The sequence below is a fragment of the Lentibacter algarum genome (assembly GCF_040580765.1).
GTDB lineage: Bacteria > Pseudomonadota > Alphaproteobacteria > Rhodobacterales > Rhodobacteraceae > Lentibacter > Lentibacter algarum.
In genome coordinates, this window is the sequence record NZ_CP158687.1 from 2,389,616 (window position 1) to 2,416,235 (window position 26,620).

26 protein-coding genes, 2 tRNA genes, 1 pseudogene and 1 riboswitch are annotated in these 26,620 nt (G+C 50.9%); of the genes and pseudogenes, 13 read left to right on the plus strand and 16 right to left on the minus strand.

Annotation, left to right across the window (positions count from 1 at the left end):
- Positions 1-71: 71 nt before the first annotated feature.
- Both DSM117340_RS11830 and DSM117340_RS11835 read right to left on the minus strand, forming a co-directional pair.
- Positions 72-1,499: a TolC family outer membrane protein gene (locus DSM117340_RS11830; protein WP_282058742.1), complete on the minus strand. Its 1,428-nt coding sequence runs from the start codon at positions 1,497-1,499 to the stop codon at positions 72-74.
- Positions 1,500-1,542: 43 nt separating this feature from the next.
- Positions 1,543-2,196: a protein-L-isoaspartate O-methyltransferase gene (locus DSM117340_RS11835; RefSeq protein ID WP_089891790.1), complete on the minus strand. Its 654-nt coding sequence runs from the start codon at positions 2,194-2,196 to the stop codon at positions 1,543-1,545.
- A gap of 130 nt (positions 2,197-2,326) precedes the next feature.
- Here DSM117340_RS11835 and DSM117340_RS11840 point away from each other — a divergent pair.
- The 3 genes from DSM117340_RS11840 (at position 2,327) to DSM117340_RS11850 (ending at position 3,728) form a co-directional block, all read left to right on the plus strand.
- Positions 2,327-2,400, plus strand: a tRNA-Cys gene (locus tag DSM117340_RS11840).
- 445 nt (positions 2,401-2,845) lie between these two features.
- Complete coding sequence (locus DSM117340_RS11845; protein WP_143037434.1) at positions 2,846-3,139, plus strand: hypothetical protein; 294 nt, start codon at positions 2,846-2,848, stop codon at positions 3,137-3,139.
- A 19-nt stretch (positions 3,140-3,158) separates the two neighbouring features.
- Complete coding sequence (locus DSM117340_RS11850) at positions 3,159-3,728, plus strand: hypothetical protein (protein WP_354689662.1); 570 nt, start codon at positions 3,159-3,161, stop codon at positions 3,726-3,728.
- A 23-nt stretch (positions 3,729-3,751) separates the two neighbouring features.
- On the opposite strand, the gene mnhG is transcribed toward DSM117340_RS11850, so the two are convergent.
- Genes mnhG through DSM117340_RS11880 form a run of 6 tightly spaced genes read right to left on the minus strand, consistent with a single transcriptional unit; the run spans position 3,752 to position 9,702 of the window.
- Positions 3,752-4,141, minus strand: a complete 390-nt coding sequence (gene mnhG / locus DSM117340_RS11855) for a monovalent cation/H(+) antiporter subunit G (RefSeq protein ID WP_276990338.1) — start codon at positions 4,139-4,141, stop codon at positions 3,752-3,754.
- Positions 4,138-4,425 carry a K+/H+ antiporter subunit F gene (locus DSM117340_RS11860; RefSeq protein ID WP_089891799.1) on the minus strand — a complete coding sequence of 96 codons (288 nt, stop codon included), beginning with the start codon at positions 4,423-4,425 and terminating at the stop codon, positions 4,138-4,140. Before DSM117340_RS11860 ends, mnhG begins: the two co-directional genes overlap by 4 nt.
- A complete protein-coding gene (locus tag DSM117340_RS11865; RefSeq protein WP_273497106.1) occupies positions 4,422-4,925 on the minus strand; it encodes a Na+/H+ antiporter subunit E in 504 nt (167 codons plus the stop codon). The genes DSM117340_RS11860 and DSM117340_RS11865 overlap by 4 nt, the downstream gene beginning before the upstream one ends.
- 1 nt (position 4,926) lies before the next feature.
- Positions 4,927-6,468, minus strand: coding sequence for a monovalent cation/H+ antiporter subunit D (locus DSM117340_RS11870; RefSeq protein WP_349379396.1), 1,542 nt, complete (start codon positions 6,466-6,468; stop codon positions 4,927-4,929).
- Complete coding sequence (locus DSM117340_RS11875) at positions 6,465-6,821, minus strand: Na+/H+ antiporter subunit C (protein ID WP_089891808.1); 357 nt, start codon at positions 6,819-6,821, stop codon at positions 6,465-6,467. Before DSM117340_RS11875 ends, DSM117340_RS11870 begins: the two co-directional genes overlap by 4 nt.
- 1 nt (position 6,822) lies before the next feature.
- Positions 6,823-9,702 (minus strand): monovalent cation/H+ antiporter subunit A, encoded by a 2,880-nt coding sequence (locus DSM117340_RS11880; protein WP_349379395.1) that lies wholly within the window; start codon positions 9,700-9,702, stop codon positions 6,823-6,825.
- 466 nt (positions 9,703-10,168) lie between these two features.
- Between DSM117340_RS11880 and DSM117340_RS11885 the strand changes: the two genes are divergently transcribed.
- Both DSM117340_RS11885 and DSM117340_RS11890 read left to right on the plus strand, forming a co-directional pair.
- Complete coding sequence (locus tag DSM117340_RS11885) at positions 10,169-10,471, plus strand: hypothetical protein (RefSeq protein WP_273486415.1); 303 nt, start codon at positions 10,169-10,171, stop codon at positions 10,469-10,471.
- Positions 10,461-10,724 carry a hypothetical protein gene (locus tag DSM117340_RS11890; protein ID WP_089891815.1) on the plus strand — a complete coding sequence of 88 codons (264 nt, stop codon included), beginning with the start codon at positions 10,461-10,463 and terminating at the stop codon, positions 10,722-10,724. The genes DSM117340_RS11885 and DSM117340_RS11890 overlap by 11 nt, the downstream gene beginning before the upstream one ends.
- On the opposite strand, the gene DSM117340_RS11895 is transcribed toward DSM117340_RS11890, so the two are convergent.
- Both DSM117340_RS11895 and DSM117340_RS11900 read right to left on the minus strand, forming a co-directional pair.
- Positions 10,721-11,023, minus strand: coding sequence for a hypothetical protein (locus DSM117340_RS11895; RefSeq protein ID WP_143037435.1), 303 nt, complete (start codon positions 11,021-11,023; stop codon positions 10,721-10,723). The two genes, DSM117340_RS11890 and DSM117340_RS11895, sit on opposite strands and share 4 nt — an antisense overlap.
- A 92-nt stretch (positions 11,024-11,115) precedes the next feature.
- A riboswitch (cobalamin riboswitch) is annotated at positions 11,116-11,325 on the minus strand.
- Between the two features lie 88 nt (positions 11,326-11,413).
- A complete protein-coding gene (locus DSM117340_RS11900) occupies positions 11,414-12,424 on the minus strand; it encodes a TAXI family TRAP transporter solute-binding subunit (RefSeq protein WP_089891820.1) in 1,011 nt (336 codons plus the stop codon).
- Positions 12,425-12,516: 92 nt separating this feature from the next.
- Between DSM117340_RS11900 and DSM117340_RS11905 the strand changes: the two genes are divergently transcribed.
- A protein-coding gene (locus DSM117340_RS11905; RefSeq protein WP_089894336.1) for an IS3 family transposase occupies positions 12,517-13,868 on the plus strand; the annotation gives its coding sequence in 2 pieces (ribosomal slippage) (positions 12,517-12,853 and positions 12,853-13,868; 1,353 coding nt in all).
- A 73-nt stretch (positions 13,869-13,941) separates the two neighbouring features.
- On the opposite strand, the pseudogene DSM117340_RS11910 reads toward DSM117340_RS11905, so the two are convergent.
- Positions 13,942-14,115, minus strand: a pseudogene (locus tag DSM117340_RS11910) (FAD-dependent oxidoreductase); the annotation flags it as partial.
- A 256-nt stretch (positions 14,116-14,371) separates the two neighbouring features.
- Between DSM117340_RS11910 and DSM117340_RS11915 the strand changes: the two are divergent.
- Positions 14,372-15,148 (plus strand): DeoR/GlpR family DNA-binding transcription regulator, encoded by a 777-nt coding sequence (locus tag DSM117340_RS11915; RefSeq protein ID WP_354689663.1) that lies wholly within the window; start codon positions 14,372-14,374, stop codon positions 15,146-15,148.
- Positions 15,149-16,298: 1,150 nt separating this feature from the next.
- On the opposite strand, the gene DSM117340_RS11920 is transcribed toward DSM117340_RS11915, so the two are convergent.
- Positions 16,299-16,385 (minus strand) — tRNA-Leu (locus tag DSM117340_RS11920).
- A gap of 93 nt (positions 16,386-16,478) precedes the next feature.
- Here DSM117340_RS11920 and DSM117340_RS11925 point away from each other — a divergent pair.
- Complete coding sequence (locus DSM117340_RS11925) at positions 16,479-17,795, plus strand: integrase family protein (protein ID WP_354689664.1); 1,317 nt, start codon at positions 16,479-16,481, stop codon at positions 17,793-17,795.
- Between the two features lie 993 nt (positions 17,796-18,788).
- On the plus strand, positions 18,789-19,292 hold the full coding sequence (locus DSM117340_RS11930) for a helix-turn-helix domain-containing protein (protein WP_354689665.1): 504 nt from the start codon (positions 18,789-18,791) through the stop codon (positions 19,290-19,292).
- Between the two features lie 750 nt (positions 19,293-20,042).
- On the opposite strand, the gene DSM117340_RS11935 is transcribed toward DSM117340_RS11930, so the two are convergent.
- Entirely contained in the window at positions 20,043-20,594 is a 552-nt protein-coding gene (locus DSM117340_RS11935) for a recombinase family protein (protein ID WP_354689666.1), read from the minus strand.
- Between the two features lie 556 nt (positions 20,595-21,150).
- Entirely contained in the window at positions 21,151-21,717 is a 567-nt protein-coding gene (locus DSM117340_RS11940; protein WP_354689667.1) for a glutathione peroxidase, read from the minus strand.
- A gap of 478 nt (positions 21,718-22,195) precedes the next feature.
- Between DSM117340_RS11940 and DSM117340_RS11945 the strand changes: the two genes are divergently transcribed.
- Together DSM117340_RS11945 and DSM117340_RS11950 are read left to right on the plus strand one after the other, a co-directional pair.
- Entirely contained in the window at positions 22,196-23,746 is a 1,551-nt protein-coding gene (locus DSM117340_RS11945; RefSeq protein WP_354689668.1) for a hypothetical protein, read from the plus strand.
- Positions 23,747-23,844: 98 nt separating this feature from the next.
- Positions 23,845-24,261 carry a VOC family protein gene (locus DSM117340_RS11950; protein ID WP_354689669.1) on the plus strand — a complete coding sequence of 139 codons (417 nt, stop codon included), beginning with the start codon at positions 23,845-23,847 and terminating at the stop codon, positions 24,259-24,261.
- On the opposite strand, the gene DSM117340_RS11955 is transcribed toward DSM117340_RS11950, so the two are convergent.
- Positions 24,250-24,813, minus strand: coding sequence for a YecA family protein (locus DSM117340_RS11955; RefSeq protein WP_273486426.1), 564 nt, complete (start codon positions 24,811-24,813; stop codon positions 24,250-24,252). The two genes, DSM117340_RS11950 and DSM117340_RS11955, sit on opposite strands and share 12 nt — an antisense overlap.
- A 94-nt stretch (positions 24,814-24,907) precedes the next feature.
- Here DSM117340_RS11955 and DSM117340_RS11960 point away from each other — a divergent pair, with 94 nt between their 5' ends.
- Both DSM117340_RS11960 and DSM117340_RS11965 read left to right on the plus strand, forming a co-directional pair.
- Entirely contained in the window at positions 24,908-25,354 is a 447-nt protein-coding gene (locus tag DSM117340_RS11960) for a hypothetical protein (RefSeq protein ID WP_354689670.1), read from the plus strand.
- Positions 25,355-25,683: 329 nt separating this feature from the next.
- Positions 25,684-26,034, plus strand: a complete 351-nt coding sequence (locus DSM117340_RS11965) for a VOC family protein (protein ID WP_273486427.1) — start codon at positions 25,684-25,686, stop codon at positions 26,032-26,034.
- Here DSM117340_RS11965 and DSM117340_RS11970 read toward each other — a convergent pair.
- Complete coding sequence (locus DSM117340_RS11970) at positions 26,031-26,594, minus strand: tetratricopeptide repeat protein (RefSeq protein WP_089891835.1); 564 nt, start codon at positions 26,592-26,594, stop codon at positions 26,031-26,033. The two genes, DSM117340_RS11965 and DSM117340_RS11970, sit on opposite strands and share 4 nt — an antisense overlap.
- Positions 26,595-26,620 lie beyond the last annotated feature (26 nt).

Below are 26,620 nucleotides of genomic sequence, written 5' to 3' on the forward strand. Positions count from 1 at the left end.
ACTTTATACCACTCTTGCCTCACACCGATTGTAGCGCGCGGCCTAGATTCTCACAACCGATATGAAAGATTTTACTCTTTGCCGAGTGATTTAAGCACACGGTCCAGCTGCTTGCCTTGCTTTGAGCTGCTGGTTGGAGCTGTTTTAACGAGGTTATAATAGGCGGCAGGATCATACCGGGGCACATTGAGATTAAGCCGTTCGGCTGTCAGAAGGCCCATGGTTGCAAGGAGCATATATCCTGCACGGACCTCATCAATCTGCGCCGACACGAGGCTTGCGCGCGCGTCCAGTAGCTCTTGCTCTGCATCAAGTACATCTAGTGTCGTACGAGCGCCGAGAGTGGCTTCTTCGCGCACCCCACGGAACGCCACCTGCGCCGCGCTTACCTGTTCAGAGCTGGCAGCAGAGGTTGCGCGCGCCACATTAAGCTGCGCCCAAGCGTTGCCAACGTTCTGAGCGATTTGCAGCTGGCCGATGTGAAGATCTGCACGCGCAGAATCGCGCTGCGCGCGTGCCTTGCGTTCTAGCGCACTAAGGCGCCCACCTTGATAAATCGGCTGGCTGGCCGAAAGGCCAAGGCTCGCGCTTTCACCACCGTTGGCTGAATTGAAGGTGTCGCTGACGCCGATGTTGCTGGTGATTTTGAGCTGAGGTCTTTTGCCCGCTTCGGCGACAAGAATACCAAGCTCGGATGCGCTCACCTGATGCTGAACACGCTTGAGATCAGGATGGGTTCTCAGAGCAAGGGCCTTGGCGCCATCAAGTGACGTCGCTGGCGACTTGATGGCTTTGGGCGCGTTCAAAGCGCCAGGCTTGCGACCAACAACCGCGCGGTAGCTTTCGACCCCACGGGCCAGATCGCCCTCGGCCGCGGCAAGCTGGGCACGGGTCGCTGCCAAACGAGCTTCGGCGATGGACACATCTGTGCGAGTGACCTCACCCACTTCGAAACGGTCGCGTGCGGCACGCAGTTCTTCAGAAATAACACGCAGGTTGTTGCGGCGCAGGCGCACAAACTCCGTCGCGCGGCGGACTTCGAAATAGGCGTCCACTGCCGACATCAGCACCTGCTGCTCAACAGAGACAAGTGACTCGCGCGTCGCCAGAACAGTTTCTTTCGCGATATCCATGCGTAAGCGATTGGCCCCACCATCATAGAGCATCAGCTCCGCGGCCAAGCCGACTGTGGTGGAAACGGATTCTGAGGTTACGCCGAGAGGCGCACTGCCTGAAACCGCATCTGAATATGAATACGTAAGCGAGCTGGTCCAGCCGACAATCGGGCGCAACGCGGCCATAGCGACGGCCACATCTTCATCTGCAGCACGCAAGAGCGCGCGGTTTTTGTCAAGCAGACCACTGTTTTGGTAGGCTCCGACAAGAGCGTCCGCGAGCGTCTCAGCTTGGAGCTTGTCAGCACTCGCGCCCAACGTGAAGACAAGGGCTGTTGCAACCGCGACACCGCGCATCGCTTTTTTCGTCAATCCAAGCCACATAGGGCGCACTCCAGACTTCACATCATTTACGCCAAAGGGCGGTTTAGAGACTAAAGGCTTCTTCGCGTTCAAACCCAGCCAGCACGGGTGCGCTTGCATTGAACGAAAAGCGCCAGTTCATCTGGCCGTTAACCTTCAGACCAATACGCACAGTGCCGAGATTTCCGTCGGCAAAGATAGCTGCCATACGGCCACCGTCTTTAAGCTGATCAATGATCGCTTGCGGCACGACTTCAACAGCGCCTTCAACAGTGATCACATCATATGGCCCGTGCTGAGGAGCACCTGCGGCGATCGGCCCTGTCTCAACGACCGCATTCACAACGCCTGTTTCGGCCAAGAGCGTCTCTGCATCGCGGGCCAGCGTCTCGTCTTCTTCGACAGCAATGACGGCTTGCGCCATTTGAGCGATTACAGCAGAGGAGTAGCCCATGCCTGCGCCCAAATCGAGCACGAGCTCGTCTGCGGTGATGTCGAGCGCATCGAGCATTTTGGCAAGTGTGCGTGGCTCAAGCAGGACACGATCTTTGGAAAATGCAAGGTTTTCACCAAGATAAGCTGCCTCTCGCAGGGCTTGTGGCACAAAGTTTTCGCGCTCAACACTCAGCAAGGCTTCGATGATAGGGTATTTGGTGACATCGGAGGGACGCACCTGATTGTCCACCATCATGCGGCGGCGATCGGCAAAATTTGTCATAAGTGAACCCGTTCATTCAGAATCTATAGTCAGGTTCTGACACATTCCCTGCCCCCCTTCAATCCAAAGCCGCACGAGGCCCCTTGCGCGGGGGGGGCGAATGGGCTAATCCGCGTCTCGAACCACGGAGGGCGAGTTGGCGGAGTGGTTACGCAGCGGATTGCAAATCCGTGTACAGGAGTTCGATTCTCCTACTCGCCTCCACTTAAAATCAAGCTATTTCAGAAAATTTATCGCAGGTCTCGCGTGCGCGGGGCGTTTGTACTTTGGGGTTTTAATCTGTGCGTTTTGCAAGTGACCTAACACCCGAAAATCATAAAAATGGCGAGAGTCCAGTTTTGAGACTCTCGCCAGAAACTGCTAAAAGGTCTTTTTACAATTGATTGCTGAATAACCGCTCAAACACACACCAGCACTGCACAGCAATCCTGTGGGAACACGCTCTTTCGAGTTAGTGCAGGACTAAGAATAAGTCCAGATTTGAGACTTTTTCAAGCCAAGAAGTCCAAAAAGTCTAAAATATAGACAAAAAGCAACCCGTTCACATTCCCTTAAGAAACCTCTGTTTTCTTGAAAAGACTGCATCCATTGCCAAGGCGATGCCTGCAATGTAGTGTTTTATCACATTTTGCGATTTGGAGCGCACGACTTGGACAATCTTGGCAAAACCGCACAACTCAGGCAGCTCCTTTTTGGTCTCGAGAAAGACTTGGGTATCAGTGAGCTCGGAACCGTGAAGCAAAATATCCTATATGCGGCAACGCTCGTGGCCAAGCCGGATGCGCCTATAGACACAGATGATATACGCACGCATGAGCTGGTTGACGGTGTCCCACGAAGCACATTTTTCAAAGCACTCAAGGAGCTGGTTGCTGCGGGTTTTTTACAGCACTCAGATGGCACGCAAAGAGCCAGCTACATGCTCACAGACAAGGTGAAGTAAATTTTAGTAAGGTAAGGTATTGCAGACAGGCTCTTTTAGAGATGACTGGCTTTTTCCATTCATCATCATCACAGTGATTTACTTAGTCTCTTTTGGACTAACGATTTACTGGCTTTTGCCCGTACAACAAATGTATGCACCCGAAATGGCGGCTTTCGCGAGCCTGCTGTTCTTGCCACATGGTGTGCGTGTCCTTTCCGCATGGCTGCTTGGCTGGAAGTCGATTGTTTTGATAGCACCCGTGGCGCTCTTTACGCATTGGCTCATATTTGATGCGGAGGGCTTTTCTGCCTCAGGCATTCTTGGCGCAATGTCAGGCGTCATATGTGCTGCAACGAGCTTTTGGCTCCTCGCGAAAGCGGGGCTCGACTTTCAAATTTCCAATAGCAAGCCGGCCAATTGGCGGGACATTATGGTGGCTGGCTGTTTGGCCTCGGTGGTCAATACGCTGGGCAGAGGCTGGATGTTGGGACTAGATACAACCACAATGACAGGCTACCTGCTTGGCGATGTCTCTGGGCTTTTCGCCTGTATGTTTATCTTGATGCTGACCTTCAAAGCGCTGCGCACCCGATACGCGCAAAGCTAAAATTTCATTTCTTTTCCAGCGGTTTACGTGTCGCTTGCAGGGCCTAAATCCTGATCGTCTTCAGGTGCTTTTAGCGTTGACCAAGTGTCATCCCGCGGCGGCGCAGGCGGGGTTTCGCAAGTGCGCAGATGAATGTTCACTTTGGCAATAAAATTCGCCGAGATCGGCGCCGTGACAAATAGAAACGCCATGATCAAGAGCTCGTGCATTGAGGGCGCGCCCGAGACGTAGGAGTAGGTCATCGACGCAAGAAGCAGTGCGCCGATGCCCACTGTTCCAACTTTTGTCGGCGCGTGAAGCCGCGTCATGGAGTCGTTGAACTTGAGTAGACCGAGCACACCGACAAGCGCAAAGCCTGATCCGATAAGAAGAAAGATCGCTGTGGCGTAGGTTCCTATAACTTCAAAAGTCATTCGATGATGTCCCCCCGCAGAATGAATCGCGCAAGTGCGACTGTGGACACGAAGCCAAGCATTGCGATGAGCAAGGAGACTTCAAAATAAATCCGCACACCTTGGTGAATGCCCAGCAGGATCACGAGGCCGAGCGCATTGATCACCATGGTATCGAGCGCCAAGATACGATCGCCTGTGCTTGGGCCAAGAACGAGGCGGATCATACACATCAGCTGCGCCACAGCGAGCGATATAAAGGCAATGCTGAGCGCTAAGCTCATCAGATCGGGAGCAGACATCATGAGAAAATCTCCTTCAGGCGGGCCTCATAGCGGCTCTTAATATCGTCGCGCACGGCGTCCGGATCCTCGGTGTGGAGAACATGCACCAAAAGGCTGTGGCCCTCATCAGACAGATCGGCAGAGACTGTCCCTGGCGTGAGAGTGATTGTTCCTGCGAGCATGGTGATGGCCTCGGGCTCCAAAAGATCAAGCGGGACGACAATCCATGCGGGTTTGAGCTTGGCGTTTGGTACGGTAAGCACAATCCATGCAACCTGCACATTGGCGACCATGATGTCCCACATCACAAGGAAGCTGTAGCGGATCATCTTGAAGAGGCGGAAGCGATGGGGCGTATCGGGCCACCACGCGGAAGTTCCCCAAGGGATCAGGATCCCTAGGATCACACCGAAGACAGCCATGCCAGCGGAGAACTCGTTTTGCAGCACGATCCAGACGACAGCGAGCAGCAGTGTCAGAAACGGATGTGGCATAAGCCAGCGGAATGCACGTCCTAGCATCTCAGTGGCCCTCCTTTGGTTGGCTCAACTTGCCGGGCGTATCGAGCACCTTCAACATATAGGGCGCAGGGTCAAAGAGCTGCCCTGCAATTTTGCTTGTATAACCATGCATCTGCCCCGCAAAGACCGTATGCGCAGCCAAAAGCACGATCAGCCCACCGACAGCGACGTAAGACAAAGGCCGCGGCACAGAGCGCGAAGGATCAGCTTCCTCAAGCGTCAGACTCTCGGCTTTCCAGAACAGGATACTGCCCGCCCGCGCAAAGCCGAGGATGCTGACGAGACTGGACACAAGCACCACGCCCCAGATCCACGCCGCCTGAGGTACAGAGAAGCTTGCGTTCAACACGAGAAGCTTGCCCAGGAAGCCTGAGAGCGGCGGCAGACCCGCCATCGCAATCGCTCCGACAAAGAAAAACCCCGCCGTCAGAGCGGCGCCAGCCATGGGCGGTTGGGCGTTCAAATCAAGGCCGCCACGGCCAGTGCGCACGAGATCAGCAATCAGAAAGAGCGCGGCGCCCGCGAGCGTGGAATGAATAATGTAATAGAGCGCGGCGGCGATGCCTTCGGGCGTGAACAGCGAGAGCGTCACCATGACCATACCCATCGAACCGATCACCGCAAAGGCCACCAGCCTGTCGAGCTTTTTCGCAGCGAGCACGCCCATCATACCGATTGCAACGGAAACCAGCGCAGCAGGCAAGAGCCAGAGATCATGCAAGCCCTGCGTTGCGGCAAGCTCTGGCGGGAAAATCAGCGTATAGACACGGATGATCGCATAGGCACCCACCTTTGTCATAATCGCGAAGAGAGCAGCCACGGGTGCAGGGGCTTCGGCATAGCTCGAAGGCAACCAGAAGTGCAGCGGCACAAGCGCAGCCTTGATTGCAAACACAAGCAGCAAGAGCACGGCGGCGACACGGATGCCAACGGTTTCCTCGGGGCCGATGAGCGCAACACGCTGGGCCAGATCGGCCATATTGAGGGTGCCTGTCTCGGCATAAATCGCGCCAAGCGCAAAAAGAAAGAGCGTTGAACCGATCAGATTGAACAACACATATTGAACCCCTGCCCGCATCCGTGCGTTTCCGCCTGCGTGGATCATCAGGCCGTAGGAGGCTATGAGCAACACCTCAAAGAAAACAAAGAGGTTGAACAAATCGCCCGTCAAGAAAGCGCCGATGATGCCCATGAGCTGAAACTGGAACAAGGCATGAAAATGTCGGCCGCGATTGTCCCAGCCTGAACCGATAGCATAGAGCAACACAAACAGCGCGAGAACGCTCGTCAGCAAGACCATAAGGGTCGAGAGCGCATCAGCGACGAGCACAATGCCAAAGGGTGCAGCCCAGTCACTCAGACGATAGAGCGTGATTGTGCCATCAGACGCCTGCAACGCAAGCGCAGTTGCGATCACAACAAGCGCCACCACACCCGCGAGCGAAAGGGCGCGCTGAATGCCGATATGATAGCGCGCCGCCAGCACGATAAAGGGCGCAAGCAGAGCGGGTAGAACGATGGGAGCGATGATCCAGTGGCTCATGATCGGCCCTCCGCATCGGCTGTCTCTGTCTCAGGTTGGTCATCTACATGATCGTCATTTGAGCCAAGGAACGCGCCTAGCCCGATCATAACGACAACGGCGGTCATCCCGAAGGAAATCACAATAGCCGTCAGAACCAGAGCCTGCGGGAGCGGGTCTGCATAATGCGTGACGCCATCGCGCAAAATCGGCGCACCAGCGATGGTGAGGCGCCCAGACGTAAAGAGAAAGACGTTCACAGCGTAAGTGAGCAGTGAAATCCCAAGGATCACAGGAAACGTGCGCAGACGCAGCACAAGATAAATCCCACCTGCCGTGAGAATACCAATCGCTGAGGCAACCAGAAATTCCATGTTACACGCCCTCCTTGGCATAGCCGGCTTTTTCGGCGGGCGGATCATCCCGTGAGGGGTCGATATCCATTGGGTGCTCCGTGTCGGGCACGTGGGCGCGACGTGCAAGGCGAGAGAAGCTCTCAAGCGAGAGCATCACAGCACCAACAACAGCAAGGAAAACCCCAAGATCAAACAGCGCAGCAGTTGCCAGTTCAAATTTCTCAAACGGCGGGATGCGCACATATGTGAAATCCGATGTGAGGAAAGGCTTGCCCACGAACCAAGAGCCAATTCCTGTCAGCCCCGCAATCAACACCCCTGCGCCAATGACGCCGTGATACGGATAACGCAGACGCGCAGAGGCCCATGAAAAGCCGCTGGCCATATACTGCATCACAACAGCGATCGAGACGATCAGACCCGCGATGAAGCCACCGCCCGGCTCATTGTGACCACGCAGAAAGATGTAAAACCCGACAAGCAACACAAGCGGCATGATCACCCGCGTCAGCACTACCATCATCATCGGGTGCATGTCACCGGCACGGGGCTGATCTGGCTTGCGGTTCAGCAGACGGGCGCGCACTGGGCCGTCAAGCAGTGTCTCTGTGAGGGCGTAGATCAGCAATGCGGCAATGCCGAGCACGATGATTTCACCATAGGTGTCAAAGCCACGAAAATCGACAAGGATCACGTTGACGACATTGGTGCCGCCACCGCCTTTGTAAGAATTGGCGAGGTGAAACTCGCTGATCGGTGTCGCAACAGCGTCTCGCAGCAGGTAATGATAAGCCAGTCCAAAGGTCGCGAGGCCACCCGCTATCGCCACCACTGCGTCACGCAAACGGCGTAAGAGCGAGCTCTCGACAGGTGTTTTGTTGGGCAGGAAATTAAGCGCGAGCAACATCAAAATAATTGTCACAACCTCGACAGTGAACTGCGTCATTGCCAGATCAGGCGCGCTGAAGAAGACAAAGCCGATCGAAACCATGAGCCCCACGATGCCGATCAGAATGAGCGACAGGAGGCGGTTGCGATGCATGAAGACCATGCCACCCGTCGCCGCAATCAGCATCAGCCAACCCGCGATTGGCACAGGTCCGACAGACTGCATTTCACGTGTCGGAGCACTGACCGTGCCTGTGACAAATGCGTGTGAGCCTGCCGCGATAATCGCAACCGTGCCAATGGCTGCGTAGCGCGAGAACGCGCCATTGTGCAAAGGCAGGATGATCTTTTGCGCAAGGCTTGCCACAGCTTCGACGACGGCCTCAAATATCGTCTTGGCTTCGGGGCGCGGCGCAGCCTCCCAGAAGCGCAGCGCTGGATTAAACACCGCGAGCAGAAGCAAACCGCCCACAACAGCGGCAATCGACATATAAAGCGCGGGCACAAGGCCATGCCAGATTTTGAAGTAGGCTTTTGGAACGTCGGCAGCCTCGCCGAGCACTGAGGCTGTAACAAGCTTTACAAAAGGCTCCGCCAAAAACGGCGCGACCCCTATCAGAACAACAGGGATCATCAGCAGCGCGGGCGGCAGCCAGAGGCCAGCGGGCGGATCATGCGGTGTCGAGGGGTAGTCGTCGCGCACGGGGCCGAGGAAAACGTGACCAATAAGACGGAAGCAATACGCGGCGGAAAAAAGCGAACCGACGGTCGCCAATGCAGGGACAAGCCACGGCACGCCAAACAGCGCGGTTCCGTAAGCCTCCTCCAACATCATTTCTTTAGACAAGAAACCGTTGAGAAGCGGTATCCCCGCCATCGACAGCGCCGCAAGAGTTGCGATTGTGAAGGTGACAGGCATCAGCTTGCGCAAACCGCCAAGGCGGCGGATGTCACGGGTGTGAGCCTCGTGATCAACAATCCCTGCGGACATAAAGAGCGCGGCCTTGAATGTCGCGTGGTTGAGGATATGGAACACAGCGGCCATCGCGCCAAAGGCCGTACCTGTGCCGAGAAGCATGGTGATCAAACCAAGATGAGACACCGTCGAGAAGGCCAAAAGCGCTTTCAGATCATGTTTGAAGAGGGCAATCACCGCACCAAGCACCATTGTGATCAAGCCAGCCGTTGTGACGATCATAAACCACTCGGGCGTACCCGAGAGCACGGGCCACATTCGCGCCATGAGGAAGATCCCTGCCTTCACCATCGTGGCAGAATGCAGGTAGGCCGAGACGGGCGTTGGCGCAGCCATCGCGTGCGGGAGCCAGAAGTGGAAGGGGAACTGTGCAGACTTGGTAAAGCAGCCCAACAGGATCAACAAAAGCGCAGTCAGATAAAGCGGGTCCGCCTGTATAAGATCGCGGTTTTGCAAGATCACACTGAGATCATAGCTACCGACGATCTGGCCTAGAATGAGCATGCCCGCGATCATCGCAAGACCGCCCATGCCCGTGACTGTCAGGGCCATTCGCGCACCTTGGCGGCCTGCGGGCAAGTGCTTCCAATAGCCGATCAGAAGGAACGAGGAGAGTGATGTAAGCTCCCAGAAAACAAGCAAAAGCAGGATGTTATCGGAAAGAACAATCCCCACCATCGCGCCTTGGAACAAGAGCAGATAGGTGAAAAATTCGCCCATATTGTCGTCGCGACTGAGGTAATGGCGCGCATAAGCGATGACCAAAAGCCCAATGCCAAAAATGAGCATGGCAAAGAAAAAGCCCAAGCTGTCGAGCATCAATGTGAAGTTCAGGCCCAGAAGCGGCATCCAGTCGATCCGCGCCGTCACGACCTCGCCAGCGAGGACAGTCGGAAGATTTGTAAGCAAGCCGACAAAAGCGGCGAGTGAGACCGTAAATGTCACCCCCGCAACAGCCGCACGGCCCGCTGAATTCATCAAACCGGGGAGCAAGGCCCCAAGAAAAGGCAGGAGGACGATGAAGAAAAGAGACACGGGAACTCCTGTTGAGCGTGTTTTTGGGTTTGTTCAAAAATGCACCTGAATTTCCAAAACGCAAGGATGAACGACAAAAATACTCAATTACTCGCACCGAAATTAGAAAGTTTGTCTTCAGGCCGAAGCAATGAGGCTTTGCGCTCACCAAGAGAGCTGTCCCGACGACACAGATTTCTGCTCACTCTGGCAGTCTGGAAAACGGCTCACGTCTGCTGAAAAAATCAGCAGTGAAACTGTTTCAAAACGCACAAATTTGCGGGTGATTCGAAAAATCCCGCCCCTCGTTAATTAAATATTGTGTTATATCACATTTATTCCTATCACTGCTGTACTACTGTTTGCATCTAACGATGTGACATGCCCACCTTTAACTCCCCCTGTTGCCTCGGCAATAGGGGACTTTTCTCAAGGTGCGGCAAGAGAGGTTGCCTATTTTGGCTTATCTCAGTGCGGCGGAGTTTAGATGACGCAAGAAAAGCAGACTTGGCTCGCCAACCTAGAACAATCTATTGCTGATGAAATCATCCGTGCGAAGAGTGAAACCTTTGCTGTCGCTGTTGCGAACGACCGGCTTGAAAAAGCTCATATCCGCGCTGAACAACTTGAAGAAAAACTACGCGATGTGACAACCATCCTTGCCGAACTCAAGCGGATGTCTGGAGCCTGCGCGAGCGCAGCAGGCGCAAAAACCAAATTGCCTCCTCTGCGCTTGTTTAACCCTGTAAGCGTTCCACACTCAAAGGAGAGACTGCACTATGATGCTTGAAACCGACTTTGAGACAGACACAGACATCACCCGCGCGCGCGCGCCGCTCGAAGCCTTCAAAGACTTTATCGAGTTTGCCCCCGCAGGTGCGAAAGCGGTGTACTGGCGCGGCACATATCTCGCGAATTATTCGGTCGCTGAATTTGCCCGCAAGCTGCAAGCCACAGGTCTGTGCGAGCTGGTCCAGCGCCGCATAACACAAGGGCGCAAGACCGAGTTTGAATATGTCGCTATAAAGCGCCGCGCAGCTTAAATCAGCTGCCGCCTTGATCGCGCACCACCGCGCCTGCGCTTTTCTGGCAAGGCCAGATCGAGCGGCTTTGGCGGCATCACGAGCGCCTCTTCAATGAGACTGCAAAACACCTCAACAGCAGGATCCGATGAGCGGAACCTGTATGCCGCTAGCAGGGCAATCTCTGCCTGTCGCGCAAAACTTGCCCGCCCCTGAAGGCCACCAAGCCATTGCATAAATCCCATGCGTCCAAGCTCAGCAACACGGGCCTGACAATCTGTTTGTGTCTGCAACATGTGCAGCGTTCTGTGTAAGTTCATAGCGCCCTCCGCGCATTTCTTTGGCGAAGGGTGACAGAACAAAGAGATCGCGTCGAAACCTGCAGCAATCACCCGTTCCGAGGCACCCCGCCCGGTGGTTGACATCAGATGGCAGGTCTCCTGACTTGCGGGTCAATGCGCGTCTCCGTCCTTCCCGAGCCAGTGTGGCTCAGTGGAGCTTTCGGAGGGCACTCGCCGCTTACAGTTGCGGGGGCAGTCGCGGAATAAGCCAATGAAGGCCGCACCGTGTTCCCATTTTCATCTGACTGAGAACAGTCAGAACCATCGCCGCCAGTAGCACAGCCGCGCGGGCCTCTGTCAATCTGACAAATCTGCAACGCAAAAGGCCCGCAGCTTTCGCCACGGGCCTCTATCTTCGGTGAGAGGCGTTCAGTTCCCGAATGTCACGGGCTCGGGGATCACCCAGCCAGCTTCGCGGTAGTACCGTTCAGCACCGGGGTGCAGGCGGCTGGCGATCAGGCCAAGGCCTTCTTCTTTTGTGATCGTGCTGGGCATCCAAGCCGCCGCTTCGTGAATGTCTGCAAGATTTTCCCAAATCGCTTTGGTCACCTGATAGACGACTTCTTCATCCACATGCATGCCCGCGCTGAAGTTGACGATAGCGCCATGGGTGCGCACTGCCCCCTCGTTGACTTGATTGTCACCATAGACACCCGCAGCGATCTCATTGACCGTGCCGCCCGTCGCTGCGTTGATCTTGAGCTTTTCGACAGGCACATCCAGAAGGCGGATTTTCTTGGTCAGCGCAAACTGCTGGATCGCAGGGCTGGGCGAGTTAGTTGGCAGGACAATCACATCGATCTTGTCATCTTGAAAGGCCTGAATGGCCGCATCAAAGCCGAACTCGACCACATCCATATCTTCCGCCTTCAGCCCTGTCGCATCCGCGACATTGCGCAAAACAACGCCCTTGGCAGCGCCTCCTGGAGGGCCTGCGAACACTTTCTTCCCGCGCATATCATCCAGCGTCATGATGCCTGAATCCGCGCGCGTCACGTAGTGATACGGGCCAATCTGATAGGAAAAAATCATACCCACGCCTTTTTCAAGCTCGGGCGCAGCAGCCATTTCTTTATAGGGGCCAAAGTTGTTCGCCATCAGCCAGTTGATGGTGGGCGAGCCAAAAAGAAAGTCAACTTTGCCCATCGCTGCATCAACCATATGCTTGGTCGCGGCGCCCGTTGCGCGGACCTGAAACTCGACGCCATCAACCTTGGTGTTCACCACCTTGGAGATCGCCGTGTTCACCACGAAGGGCGACATACCCGGCGCAATGGACGTAACTTTGTAAATTTCGGCCACAGCAGCAGAGGCGATAAGCCCACCCGCAACCGCACCCACAGCCACAAAGCGTAGCCCTTTTGTGAGAATGTGTTTCATCGCTTCATGTCTGACGTCAGCCCCTGCTGGACAGATCTGAGCATTTGAACAACGGAGGATTTCTGGTTCATCTTATCGATTAGGAGATCGAGATGACAAAGAAGCCTACCACATCGAAAGATGCCGCCGACAAGGTGGTTAAGAACATCCGCCGCAAGACACGGCAAACCTATTCAGCGGAGGAGAAGATCCGCATTGTTTTGGCAGGTCTGCGTGGCGAGGAAAGTATTTCTGTGTTGTGCCGTCGTGAGGGGATCGCTGAGAGCCTGTATTATAGCTGGTCTAAGGAATTCCTTGAGGCAGGCAAGCGACGTCTGTCTGGGGACACTGCGCGTCAGGCGACGTCGCCAGAAGTGAAGGAGCTGCGTTCAGAGTCGCTGGCATTGAAAGAGTGCGTGGCGGATCTGACTCTTGAAAACCGGCTGCTCAAAAAAAGCATGACAGGAAATGGGGGATACGAGGAATGAGGTATCCAGCATCCGAGAAGCTTGAGATCATCCGCACCGTCGAAGGCTCACACCTGCCAGTCAAACAGACGCTTGATATGCTGTGCATTCCGCGCAGCACATTTTATCGATGGTACGATCTTTATCTCGATGGTGGTCTGGACGCGTTGGCGGATCATTCGCCGCGTCCCAAGTCTGTCTGGAACCGTATCCCAGACGTCAGGCGCGATGATTTGATCGAGTTTGCATTGGAGCACGAGGCGTTGTCGACACGCGAGCTTGCCGTCAAATACACGGATGAGAAGCGGTATTTTGTCTCTGAATCATCAGCTTACCGCATTCTAAAAGCAGCTGACCTGATCACTGCGCCTGATTATGTGGTGATCAAGGCTGCTGACGAGTTCACAGACAAAACCACAGCTATCAACGAGATGTGGCAGACTGATTTTACCTACTTTAAGATCATCGGCTGGGGCTGGTATTATCTGAGCACAATCCTGGACGATTACAGCCGCTACATCATTGCATGGAAACTCTGCACAAATATGCGTGCTGAGGACGTAACAGACACGATCGAGCTGGCATTGGCTGCATCCGGTTGTGATCAAGCCACTGTTCGGCACAAGCCGCGCCTGCTCAGCGATAACGGCTCCTGCTACATCTCTGGCGATCTGGCTGAGTGGCTGGAAGGGCAAAGAATGGATCACGTTCGCGGAGCACCGCTCCACCCGCAAACGCAAGGTAAGATCGAGCGCTGGCACCAGACCATGAAGAACCGTGTTCTGCTGGAAAACTATTACCTGCCCGGCGATCTCGAGCGTCAGATCGGGGCTTTTGTCGAGTATTACAACAACCAGCGCTACCACGAGAGCCTGAACAACGTCACACCCGCTGACGTCTACTTCGGGCGCGACAAAGCCATTTTGAGGGAAAGGGAGAAGATCAAAAGCCAAACAATCCGCCAACGCCGCTTGCAACATCAAAAACAAGCAGCATAATCAATCACACGAACGAACCAGAGCCTCCTGTGCTCAAGCCGATCTGATGTCCAACTTTATATGACGACGGACACTCAAGATAACGAAGACCGCCATGGAATAATTTAGTTGAGGAGGCCGAAGTCGCCGAGGCCAGATCGTTCATTTCTGACAAACACACACTTAAACCACGACCCGCGGCATCCCTGGCGATACCACATCCATTTATGCCGCCACCAATGATAAGCAGATCAAAATCTGAGTTCATAGTACCCTCCCTTAAACACCAAAAAGTGGCCGCAATCAATTAGTGACAAAATTCGAACACAAAAGGAAGTAAAAAATGTTCGAATTTACTCGAATTCACCAAGGGTTTGATATTAAACTATAATACCATTATCTTTGCCGCCCAACCCACCAGAACGCTGCAGTTGCAGCGTAAAAAATAGCGTAATTTAACGAAAGAATCGTGACTTAGCCTCAAACCGCATTAAAACGAACATTAGAGCAAAAAGGATGAACAATTGGCGTTAACAATTCGAAAACCAGAGATCATAGCGATTGCCCGTCGCGAAGGTAAAGTTACTGTTGACGGCCTTGTTGCATACTTTGGCGTTACCCCACAGACTATCAGGCGTGATTTAACTGATTTGGCCGAAACAGGTGAACTTGAGCGAGTGCACGGAGGAGCCATACTACCATCAACGACTGTCAATATTGCCTACCATGAACGCCGCATGCTCAATCAATCCTCAAAAGTTGATATAGCCCGTGCCTGCGCTGTACGGATCCCAAACGATTGCGCAATTTTTCTAAGCATTGGCACCACAACCGAAGCCGTAGCGACGGAACTGCTCAGCCATGAAGGCTTGCTAGTCGTAACAAACAACATCAACATCGCAACAATCCTATCAGCGAACAGTAAAGTGGATGTAATCGTGACAGGCGGTCAGCTACGCCCATCAGACGGCGGACTTGTTGGCAATCTGGCACAAAACACTATTGATCAGTTCCAATTTGACTATTCCATTATTGGGTGTTCAGCCCTACGTGCCAACGGGGACCTCATGGACTTCGACATGCAAGAGGTCACCGTTAGCAAGACGATCATCCAACATACCGAGCATGTGATTTTAGTCGCCGATAGCTCTAAATTTGATCGAAAAGCACCCGCTTTCGTAGCACCAATCAGTAATATTTCAACTTTCATTACCAATGCAGAACTGCCAACCGATTGTAAAACAACATGTGACGCCGCTGGAACGCAGGTCGTTTTCTCGAACTCTCCCAATTTGAGATAGAGTAGGTATTTACACTCTACATATTCAAAAAATGCATCGCCGCACTTTAAAAGAAGGCACTGACAGAATTAAAGTAGTGGCTTAATGCCACCCTCTTTTTAATTCCGCGAGAACCGACTCCAATGGCCACAAACGCTTTTTGAGCGTGCAAAGCTCTTGATAAATACTCCGACTACCGGCGCGCTAAATCAAAGTGTTCAACACAGCGGTTCCGCACTACCCCCCCCAAATATCAACACAAACACACTTATACGCGCACCTAAAATATTTCCATGTAAGTCACTGCTTGCAAACACATAATTTATACCGCCTTCATTGCGCATCCAGGCCTGAAGATTAGGCAAGACTAAACACACACTCCCGTAGACTTGTTGGTGCGCCCTGCCATAGTTTTGTGGTGAGGCACAGGACATGCGGCAGCTACGCGACAGCACACATCTGATACTAGACTGCGAGGTGCTTATGTATTGGCGTGAGCGCTGCAAGCAATGGCAAGAAGCATTTGTGATTGATGGGCAAACCACAATACGTCCAGCTAAAGCCCCTTACAGCACTTCTGGCGCTAAAAATGAAAAGTACCTCCGCGTACCCTCATCCAGAACTCCCCAGAAGGACCCAATGCATGCGAATTTTGTCCTTAAAAATTGCCTAATCTTTATGGCATGAGCGCTTTTGGAGATTATGAATGATTACAATATGCAAGCCTTACACATTCCCACAGGGCAGCCTGGCCAGAAGGACTCGCCCATTTGACTGTTTTAAAGTTACTAATAGCTGCTCTAAAATAAAAGAAGAGGACAAATAGCGGAATGAACAACTCCTAAATCGTGCCGCCTCGCGCGTGAGCGCGCGTGAGCAAAAGGTCCGTACCAAAAATTGTATTCGTATAAAGTTTTCGTAAACGCAGACAACAAGAGTTACACACGCCGGTTCTTAGTTAATTGGAATATGGAATTGAACTCCCCCCTGCCCTTCCGGGAAACTATTTGACACAATAGATCGATACAGATTGGTAAATGACAATTTTAAAAGCGTATAGCTATAAAGCGTGTAGCTATGATGAAGAAGACAAAAGTGTAACGTTAAGTGTAACGCGAATGCCCATGAACTAATATTGTCATTTTAATTCATACGCTTAACAATATAATGCTGGTACCCGCGGCCGGACTCGAACCGGCACGGCCTATACGGCCTAGAGATTTTAAGTCTCCTGTGTCTACCATTCCACCACGCAGGCACTGTTATTTTATTGACTTATCTCAACATACTTCCATAGGTTTATACCACAAACTGTCTACCAAATGTCTACCAATCAAACCTAGAGACTTTCATGCCAATCAATAACTCAATCACTCAAGTGACCCTTCAGAACATCAAGCCAACTGGCAAAGTGCAGTTCATTAGAGATGATTCACTTAGTGGCTTTGGTATCAAGGTAACCGCTAAAGGAAAAGCCTCATATTTTGCAGAGAAGCGTGTCAGAGGCGGTCGGACAGTTCGCAAACAAATAGGTGATGTCTCCCTCTTGAGCCTCAAAGAGGCGAAACAAGAAGCACAAGAACTGTTGCTACGACTGGCTAAGGGTGAGGATGTAGTCAAAACAGCAGTCATTGAAGCAGCACCTCAGAACAGTCTTGCTAAGTCACTCGACCGCTACATCACCATACGAACAGCAAAAAAGCTCAAAGCCTCGACAGCAGCCAAGTACAGACAACAGGTCACTCGCTTATTTGATGACTGGCTCACTATGCCTGTGCACGCTATCTCAGCCTCAATGGTTGAAGACAAATACACCCGCCTCCTCAAAAGAGGTAAAAGCGTCAACTACATCAACAGTGCATTTCGCACTCTAAAAGCTGTTATCAACTCTACAGGTGTAGCAACAAATCCTGTTACAAAAGCCTCTCGTATGTGGGCGCTTAGTCTAAGCTCCGAACCAAAGAATACCTTCCTGCGGTCAGGTGACATAAAACAACTACTTGGCGATTATTCGAGACTTGTTTGGGCATCTGATCCAACACGCCCCGACCTGCACGCCTTCTTGGTGTTCGTACTGCTAACGGGGTGTAGAAAATCAGAGGCTCTCTCACTCAAGTGGGCGAACGTAACAGATAGAGAAATCACCTTTAAGAACACCAAAAACCATTCCGACCACACCATCCCAAATGTTGGCCTGATTTCGGACGTGATAAATCACCGACGTTACCCCAACCTACAAGATAGTGAGCGTGTGTTCCTGATGACAGACAACATGCTCAAAACTCGCCTTAAGAAAGCACGAGAGCGAGGCGATATAGGCTCATTCATTGTACATGATCTTCGGCGGACGTTTGCGGAACACTCACAACTGGCAGGCTTCTACCCCCACCAAATATCCTTGGCACTAAACCATTCAGCCAATGATGTGACCCGAAAGAATTACCTAGCAGGGAAACTGGCCAAGCTATCTAATCTTAGAAGCATGTATTCAGTGTATCAAAACCAACTCATCTCATACGTCAACGGGGGCAACGATGAGGCGGGCGTAGCCAAAGACTACAATGGGGGCGGCATAGACGGTATGCTACAACAATCGCTGATCTCAAGCCTTCCCCAGTACTACAAAACCGTTCATGGTGAGCTTGTTGAAGAGATACTCGAAAACTAACTGGGACGTGTGAAGTCTGGCAAAACCACACTTAGTATCCAAACTCATTATGTTTGATTTTTGAGATCGGGATTAACCTCATAAATAAGAGGCTCCACAACCCCAACTACACTACGTGATATGTGTTATCACCCCTAATGCCACAGGCCCTACACACGGCCCTCTGACGCACCTCATGCGTGGTTGTGTCATTACTCGTTGTTAAGATTAGATCAGCAATCTTATAACTGAACTTATGACCACAAGCACTGCACGTGAGGTCCATGCGTTTGTTACATACCGCAGCTAGCTTCGTGTTCATGTGGTAAGCCCTATGTTGCTAAAGTGACGTATACTGCAAGCAAGCCAATAGCGCTGACGACAGACGGGCTGCCACGAAATTGATTGCCAAGTTGTAAAGATATATGGAAACTATATCCCAAGGCAAATTCTGGAGAGTAAAATGGCTGAATGTGGATGCGGACGTAGCCCGACTGGCAAATGTGTGGGTTGGCACAATCTTAGTGAGGAGCAGTATTTGGAAAAGAAGGCTGAGCACGAAGCAAAGCAAGCTGCGAAGAAATCAGATAAGTAATCACCCAAGATGGCGCTGGTGTTTTATGAGGTGCAAACCCAGCACGCCTCTATATTGAAAGCGTAAGTCTTTGGAAAAAGAGATAGGTATGTTGGTCAGCCCCAAAACACCTTATGTGTTTGAGGCAAATGGATAACTTTCTTAACCCAGCCAATAACCACAAGCAGCGATGTCCTAGGTGTCAGTCCCCACTGAACACTGTAGTCGTACACGGACATGAGCAATGTACGGTTTGTAAGTCCAACATCTTTGAGTGCTGTTCAGGGGATACTTGCGCTACGGATTACAATCTGAGTGTCGGGTATAAGCGGGGGTGAATCGAGTAAGGCTGTTTCGACGTGAAACATCACATTCTTGATGGTGAGAGCTCCCAGTGCTACCTGTAGGTTATCTCACTAGCTTACAGGAATGCTACTCTCATGATGTTCTCACCTGCCAAAGCGGCAACCAAAGCAGGCGTTAGTCGCAAGACTGTTATGAACAGCATCAAGAGCTTGGAGTTACCCGCCCATAGGAACAATCAGAACCACTGGGTGATTAGGCCTATTGATCTAGCTAACTGGATAAGGGAGCGTGATAAACGTAGCCCAAAAGCTCTCCGTGAGAACGCTCGTGGTATACCACACTTAGCTCCCACACCACAACATGAACTGGACGCATTAAAGGCACAGCTACAGCTAAGCTTCGTTAAGCAGAGGCTAGAGGCATCCGAGCAGGACAATGAGAAGTTGAAGCAGGAGGTCGTGGAACTCAAGGCTGAGCTAAAAGAAAGCCGTGATCAGCTGAGCCAAGTCTGGCGGGAGGTGACTGATAAGTTGGTCAGCTTAGCGAGACCTCACAAAAGACGTGGTCCATTCGTTTTAACCGAAGACATGCGTGCAGATGGTGGCAAGGACAATATCACGAACCTGTTCATCGACTAAGGTGCTACCTTTAGGTTTGCTGAGATTTGAGCGGAGCGAGCGTATTGTAAAAAAGAATTTTTGTCTTGGATTCATATCGGCAAGCCAACCAAGGCGGTTTCTCCTGCGCATAAAATAGGGGTCCCATGCTTTCGTTGAGGAACCATACAGGCTCAAGTCAGGTGTAAATGCACACTGCCGGCCTGCAAGCTCATGGCCCCTAGAGAGGCTCCCAGCGCCTCCACCAACGCACCTTCATTTGCTGCGCTGTGGTAGCTTGCCATGTAGTTTAATGTCCTGCTGGTGTAGTCACCCACGTTTATTGAGCAATCTTACGAGAGCCTTTTCCGATACCTCAGGTTACTTATGGTAAACAGAAGTTGATAATCCAAACTACCCGCTAACACTATGCCTTACGCTGTCGTTAATCCGAGTATGACAGAGCAAGAACGCCATATAATCATATCCGTCTGGAACGACATGACTTTGCGTAAGAAGCTAGAGGATAACCCCTATAGCCTGACACATGATGAACTTTCAGCACTTAAAAATAATGACCGGTTGGACATTGAACTTAAGGGTTTACAAAACGATGTTTCAGTTAAGAACGTGTTTACAAAGATAAGGGGTTAGTAAGGCTGTGATTGCACGCATCTTTAGAGGCGGACCTCTACAAAGCACTCATAATTGCAGTTTACTCTTCTCTGTTTCTCAACAAGACCTGTACAGCTTTTGAGGGGCCACACCTTGCTGTACCCACGTGGGGCAACATCAAGCAGTTTCAGTATTCAGTATCCTGTGAACTGACATACGGCTAATGCCCATCTGCTCAGCAATCTTGTATGTGCTCTTACCATCAGCCTTCAACTGATGAACCTTCTCACGATCAATACGTTTCTTGGTTCCCTTGTAGACACCTTTAGCCTTCGCCTTGGCTATGCCCTCAGCTTGTCGCTTCTTAATGATGTTCCGTTCAAACTCGGCAAAAGCCCCCATCATCTGCAACTGTAGCTTAGCGAAAGCATCATCTGCCTCAGCAGAGAACGTCAGTCGCTCAGACAGAAAGCTGATAGAGACACCCTTGTCGTTCAGCGTACTGATGATGTCCTGCAAATCTCTCAGGTCTCTCGCCAGTCGATCAATCGAATAGACGACAACAGCATCACCTTCACGAGCGTAGTCGATCATGGCTTGTAGTGCTGGCCTATCCTTAGCTGACTTACCTGACAGCTTCTCTTCAAAGACCTTATCGACTTCCCCAAGCTCCTGACGATCTAGGTTTTGGCCTTCGCTAGAAACACGTTTGTATCCGATCACAGACATAGTAGCCCCTTACGGTAACATCTGATACTAGACTACAGTGATTCTAGTCACATCAGCAAGAGAAATAAGTCTAATGTTACCCCAAAAGCAGTAACACAGTAACAGCACCAATACGCTACACCCCATGTTACTGATGGGTTTAAGCTGAGCCGCTATCCATCACGGCTATCTATGAAGGTTAATCCAACTAGCTTTGTGGCTTTCACACTAAGCTGCTTGCTGCGCTGCGATATCGGTTTGATAGGGCCTAAAAAGGAATTAGGATAACAAAGAAGAGCCCTACGTAGATTATACGCAGGGCTGAGTTTGTTGTTGCCACCACAGCAACAGGGACATGTTCAGTTACAACACAATGATCGGTTTAAATCAAAAATCAAGTGACAGGATCACATTGGTGGGGGTGCGAGGGAATATGATCCACAATCCGTTTCAGGCATTTCTACTGTCTGCTCATGGATAGGGCCTAATTATCCAATGCTGGATGCAGGTATATGTTTTACAAAAGGTGAGCCATCTATCTGCAAGGCTAGAACAGTATTTCACCAGCCTGTTGGACCTAGTGAGATTTTGTTAACTGCGCTTCTATAGCTTTGGTAATTTTACCAGCCATCGGCTTTGTCGTTGAACTCCAAGAACCAACGACTTGTCCATTTACGCCAATGAGGATTTTATAAAAGTTCCATTCTGGGGCGTACCCAGCTTGCTCAGACATTGCTTTGAAGAAGGGGTGGGCATCGGGACCTTTAACAGAGAGGCTCGATGTCATTGGCATATCTATATCATAGTTGAGTTCGCAAAAATTCTTGATCTCAGCATCACTGTCTAATTCTTGTCGGAAGTCATCTGACGGCACAGCGATAAGACCAAAACCCTCATTGCGATACTTGTCATAAAGTCTTTGGAGGTCAGCATACTGCTTTGTGAAGGCGCAACGAGATGCGGTGTTTACCACCAAATAAGGCTTCCCAGCCCATTGCTCTGTACTGATCGTCCCTCCTTCGATTGCAGGGAACTTGTAATAAGTGACCTCAGTAGCTCGAACTATTGGTGCTGCTATGCAGAAAAACACTGCCAACAGAAATGTAGACAGGTTTTGTTTTAATGATTTGATAAAATTTAGCATAGCCGTGTTACGCCAATAATCTGCGGTTGGATCAGACAAGAGGTTCGATTGGATAATATGCACAATAAAAAAGCCCCACGTTGGATATACGCAGGGCTGAGTTTGTTGTTGCCATCACGGCAACTGGGACAAAATAATACCCATTAACCTACAGGTCTCTAGCAGAAAAGCAAGCTACAGGATCACCCGTGATGGGCCGCAGGGGAATGTGGGCTGTCCTACCCACCAGTGGAAATTAGCCTTTTGAAAAGAAAAAATGTGCGGCAGAGGGTGTTGTAGCAACGCCCAGCTAGTCGAACTGTTTCGAGTGATTGGAGTAAGCTGTGTGTATTTCGACCCAGATCAATTTGTGCTCTAAGCCAATAACCCAGCTTCATTATAGTTTATTATTTTACTAAACTATTTAGCGTTGAGCAACACATAAAACATTGATTTATCTTATGACACCTGCTGGACTGGCAGTAACGTGAGGTTTGTAATGTCAAGTGAACTACCCAAGATTGACCGCTGGAACTCAGAACCACTGGATGTCCACACATGGTCAGATCATCCAGAGGTCAAAGCCTTGTGTGATCTGTTGTACGATGAAGCTGGGTTGGCGGCGTTGGAGCCTAAAGGTAATCGTAAGCCAAAGAGAACCGTCCGGGAGAGCCTAAGAGTATTGATCCTCGACCTCTATGTGAAGTGGTTGAAAGACCCGTCCCTCAGCATTGGGTTCAGCAAGTCAAACAAGGATTATAAGGTCGGAAGTCGATACAATGCCCTTTTCATTCCTCGCAAGATTATTGACGTTGAGGCATTGCTTGTTGTGGCTGGATTTATTGAGGAGCTAAAACATTTTAAGGATAGAGAGAGCAATAGTCGTAGCTACACGACACGTATCAGGCACACACAAGCTTTGAGGGAGCTATTCGATACGCTAACCCTCGACCTTCATGACATCGACACACACGCCAATGAAGAGTGCATCATTCTCCACGACAAGTATGTGGATGATCCAGATGATGATACTATCAAAAAGATTGAGTACAGCGACAACGACCTACCCGAAGATGAGCTTGCTTTGCTGGATAAGCTGCGGGAACAACTGACAGTCTATAACAAGCTTCTCAAGCACACCTTCATCGACATCCCAAGCTATACGTCATCAACATTCAAGCGCACGATAACCAAAGGACGTAATGCAGGTCGTCAACAAACCATATCATTAGGTCCCGACAACAAGTTCGTGGTCCGTGTGTTCAATGAAGGGCTAGCAGGTCATTGGAAACGTGGGGGTCGATTCTATTGTGGTTGGTGGCAACAGATAGATAAGGAAGATCGCTGCAAAATCTACATCAACGACCAACCAACACTGGAAGTAGACTTCAAAGCCTTCCATCCAAACCTGTTGTCAAACGAACTAGGTGTCAGGCTGGCAGATGATCCTTATGATCTTGGGGAATTACTACTACCTGATGTCATCACGACAAAAGAACAGCAGAGGGCATACGTAAAGCTCCTAGTCCTGATGGGCATTAATGCTGACAGCGACAAGAAAGCCTTTCAAGCCTTCCGCAATGATGACCGAAATGATAAAGTCACAAATAGCCTTACCAACATACAGCTTAGCACATTACTAGATGCCTTCATCGAAAAGCATCCACAGTTCGATGGCATACTCAATACTGGGCAAGCCCTTCGGTTGATGAACATAGACAGCCAGATCGCTAACTTGGTGATTGATCACTTCACCCAGAAGGACATTCCAGTTCTCTGCATACATGACAGCTTCATCATTCAGTACGACAGGGAACCTGAACTACGTCGCATACTAGATCAAGCTACTCATCAGGTCACCAATTACACCGTCAATCACGACATCAAGAATGAGAGGAATACCCATCATGGAAAGGTAACTGGGAATATTAAAGGATATGAAGAACCTGTAGTGGTTAAATACCATACGCCTATCCGTATTGATCCATCCAGTCAGTATCTTGATAGGAAAGCTAAGTTCACCAAGTGGCTAGAACTATCAGAGTATTAGCATGGTGAATAAACTAGTAGGCGTGATTACTAAGAGGCTGCCTGTATGCCTCTCCCATTACTAGAACAAATAGAGATTTACTGTTCATAAGAGGCAATATGAAACTTGAGTTCCACCATATCAACTTCGTATCTGAAGACGTAGACCGTTTACATGATTTCTACACGCAAGTGCTGGGTCTTGATGATATCCCTATCCAGTCGTTCCCTAGACCCGATGCAACCAGTTCTAGTGGCTATGATGGAAAGATTAGGTTTGCCACAGATGGTAACATGCAGATGCACTTGGCAACTAAGGATCTGAATGTCGCCTTCAAGAACGGTGAGGTCATCAATCCCATTGAACGGGGTCATATCGCTTTCCGTACTGATGATATTGCGGCGTTCATGGCACTTCTCGAAAGCAAATCAATTCCTTATTCAGACTATGGGACAGCCTTTGCCAAAGAGTGGCATCAAGTGTTCTTCCATGACCCAGAGGGTAACGTAATTGAAGTTCATCAATCAGTTGGTTGAACCACTACCTTGCCGAACATGCCTCCAGTAATCCACGATCCCTGCAACGGCTACTGGGATTTCCTCGGCAGCTTTACCTAAAACTTCATCCAAATCCTCTTGCGCAACGCCCATTAGTGAATTGCCGTTGTCGTCCATTAGGTGAAGCATGATTGGTGTCATGAGATGCCCATCAGAACTACTTTCAGTAAGCGTCAGCCATTCCTTAGGTCGAAGTGAAACGGCCTGCATGAAGCCTTCACACCAATCCATCGCTATTACATGACCTTCTTTAGCTTGCCAGAAGATTGGTTCGACTACCGGCGGATCAAATGAAGCACCTTGGGCAACATTACCGAATAAATCAGCAACAAGTTGAACCATCGGCAGTGGTAAAGTGTTTGGGTCAGCGCCCAAAGCTATTGGCATCCACTCTTCAGGCTGAATGATTGAAGGGCAACAAAGGATGCCATGAATGAACCCATCCAGATCAGATAACATCATACAGTTTTCTGGACTATCATCTGATGATAGGTACTTATCCAACTGCTCTAAATTAATTGCACGATACATACTGGATTTACCTCCAAGCCTTACAGATAGTCTGCTTATGAAGCATACCTACGACAAGCATAATCTTGGAGATTACATCTCAAAGCAGCTGAGGATGCCGCATATCTACCAACCCGTGATGATAAAGGCTTTACTGGAAAACGGTGGTCAGGCAACCACGGAAGAGATCGCCAAGTTAGTGGTCTGCAACTCAGTAGCGCAGAAATTCCTAGAGATTTCAGTTAGTGGCGTTTGTAGGTATCCTCATGCAACCAACAGAGATAGCAACATGAAGAAGCCAGTCTTTATCTACAACAATCCCAACGCTGCTTGTGTGTTTTGTTGCCGCACTCACAATCCACACCCCGAATATAAACATGAGCCAATCGTAACGACCCGTGTGACGGTTGATGATAAGGAGCATGAGGTCTGCATAAATTGCCACTGCGATATGATTAAAACGTCAGAACGTACCAACAGAGAGCTAACCTTAATTCTCAGAGAGAGGGTTAATCTAAGCCGTTTGCTGAATAAGACAGGTTTACCTAAATGCCGCCCCTAACATCTTCAATGTAACCCCCCAAGCAGCCCTGAGGGCCGCTGTATTGATCTATGAGTAGGTGTGTCTGATGCTTGGTGAGCTTCAGGCTGTCGCCAGCCTTTACTTGCCAACGAGTATTTTTACCGAACCGAGCACAAATATTATGCCTACCAAATGTTGACTAGACAATTAAGGCTCTATAATTGCCTATATAAATAAGGAGCTTTAACTATACGGCCTAGAGATTTTAAGTCTCCTGTGTCTACCATTCCACCACGCAGGCCAGCGGGGCTTGCCTAAACCGAGCGGCGCGTAAAAACAATCCGCTTCTTTGCCTAGAGGGCCTAAATATGACCGTGAAACGCATTACCGCCAATCTCAACAGCCGTTCAGTGAGCGAAATGCGTAGTTTTTATGAGGCCGTTTTCGGGCTTAAACTTGAGATGGATCTCGGCTGGATCGTGACCCTTGGAACCGGCGGCGATGCACCAGTGCAGCTAAGCCTTGCGGTCAATGGCGGCGAGGACATGCCTGTGCCCGAAATTTCGATTGAAGTAGAGAACCTTGACGAAGTGCTGGCCAAGGCGCGCGCGCATGGGTGTGACATTCTTTATGGTCCCGAAGCGGAGAGCTGGGGGGTGCGCCGCTTTATGCTACACGATCCATCAGACAACCTCGTCAATGTAATGATGCATGTTTAAAGATCGTCGCCTTTGGGCTCCTGCTGCCCTTTCATGGCTGGATCAGAAAGCATGTGTCGCTCTGGTAGCCAAGGATTGAGCCCAAGCGCGACCTCAAGGTCCGCTCGCGCCTCTTTCAGACGCCCCAGCGCATAGTAGCTCAGAGCGCGCCCTGTGAGCGCTCCTGTATGGGTCGGGGACAGCTCAAGCGCACGCGTCAGATCAGCGATCGCTGGCTCGTAATCATTGCGCATAAAATTGATAAAAGCGCGCTGGTTGTAGCCCTCGGCGTACTCGGGGCAATAGTCTACCAGCGTATCAAAGTCAGCCCGCGCACCAAGCAGATCAAAAGAGCCGCGCTTGCGCATCCCGCGATTGAGAATTTCTTGAGCCGTCTCATCAGGCGCGTCGGTCCAAAGCTCCCACATCTGTGTATTGAGTGGCGCGGCATACATTTCGTTTTTGGCATCACGCACCTCCTCAACCAACTCGGCCAAGCGCACCGAATGATCCGGTGCTTCGGGGCATTCACTCGCAAGCGCAGGGCTGGCCAGCAGGACGGTGATAACAAAAGCTTTCATGACCTCATCATGCCCACCCACGCTGT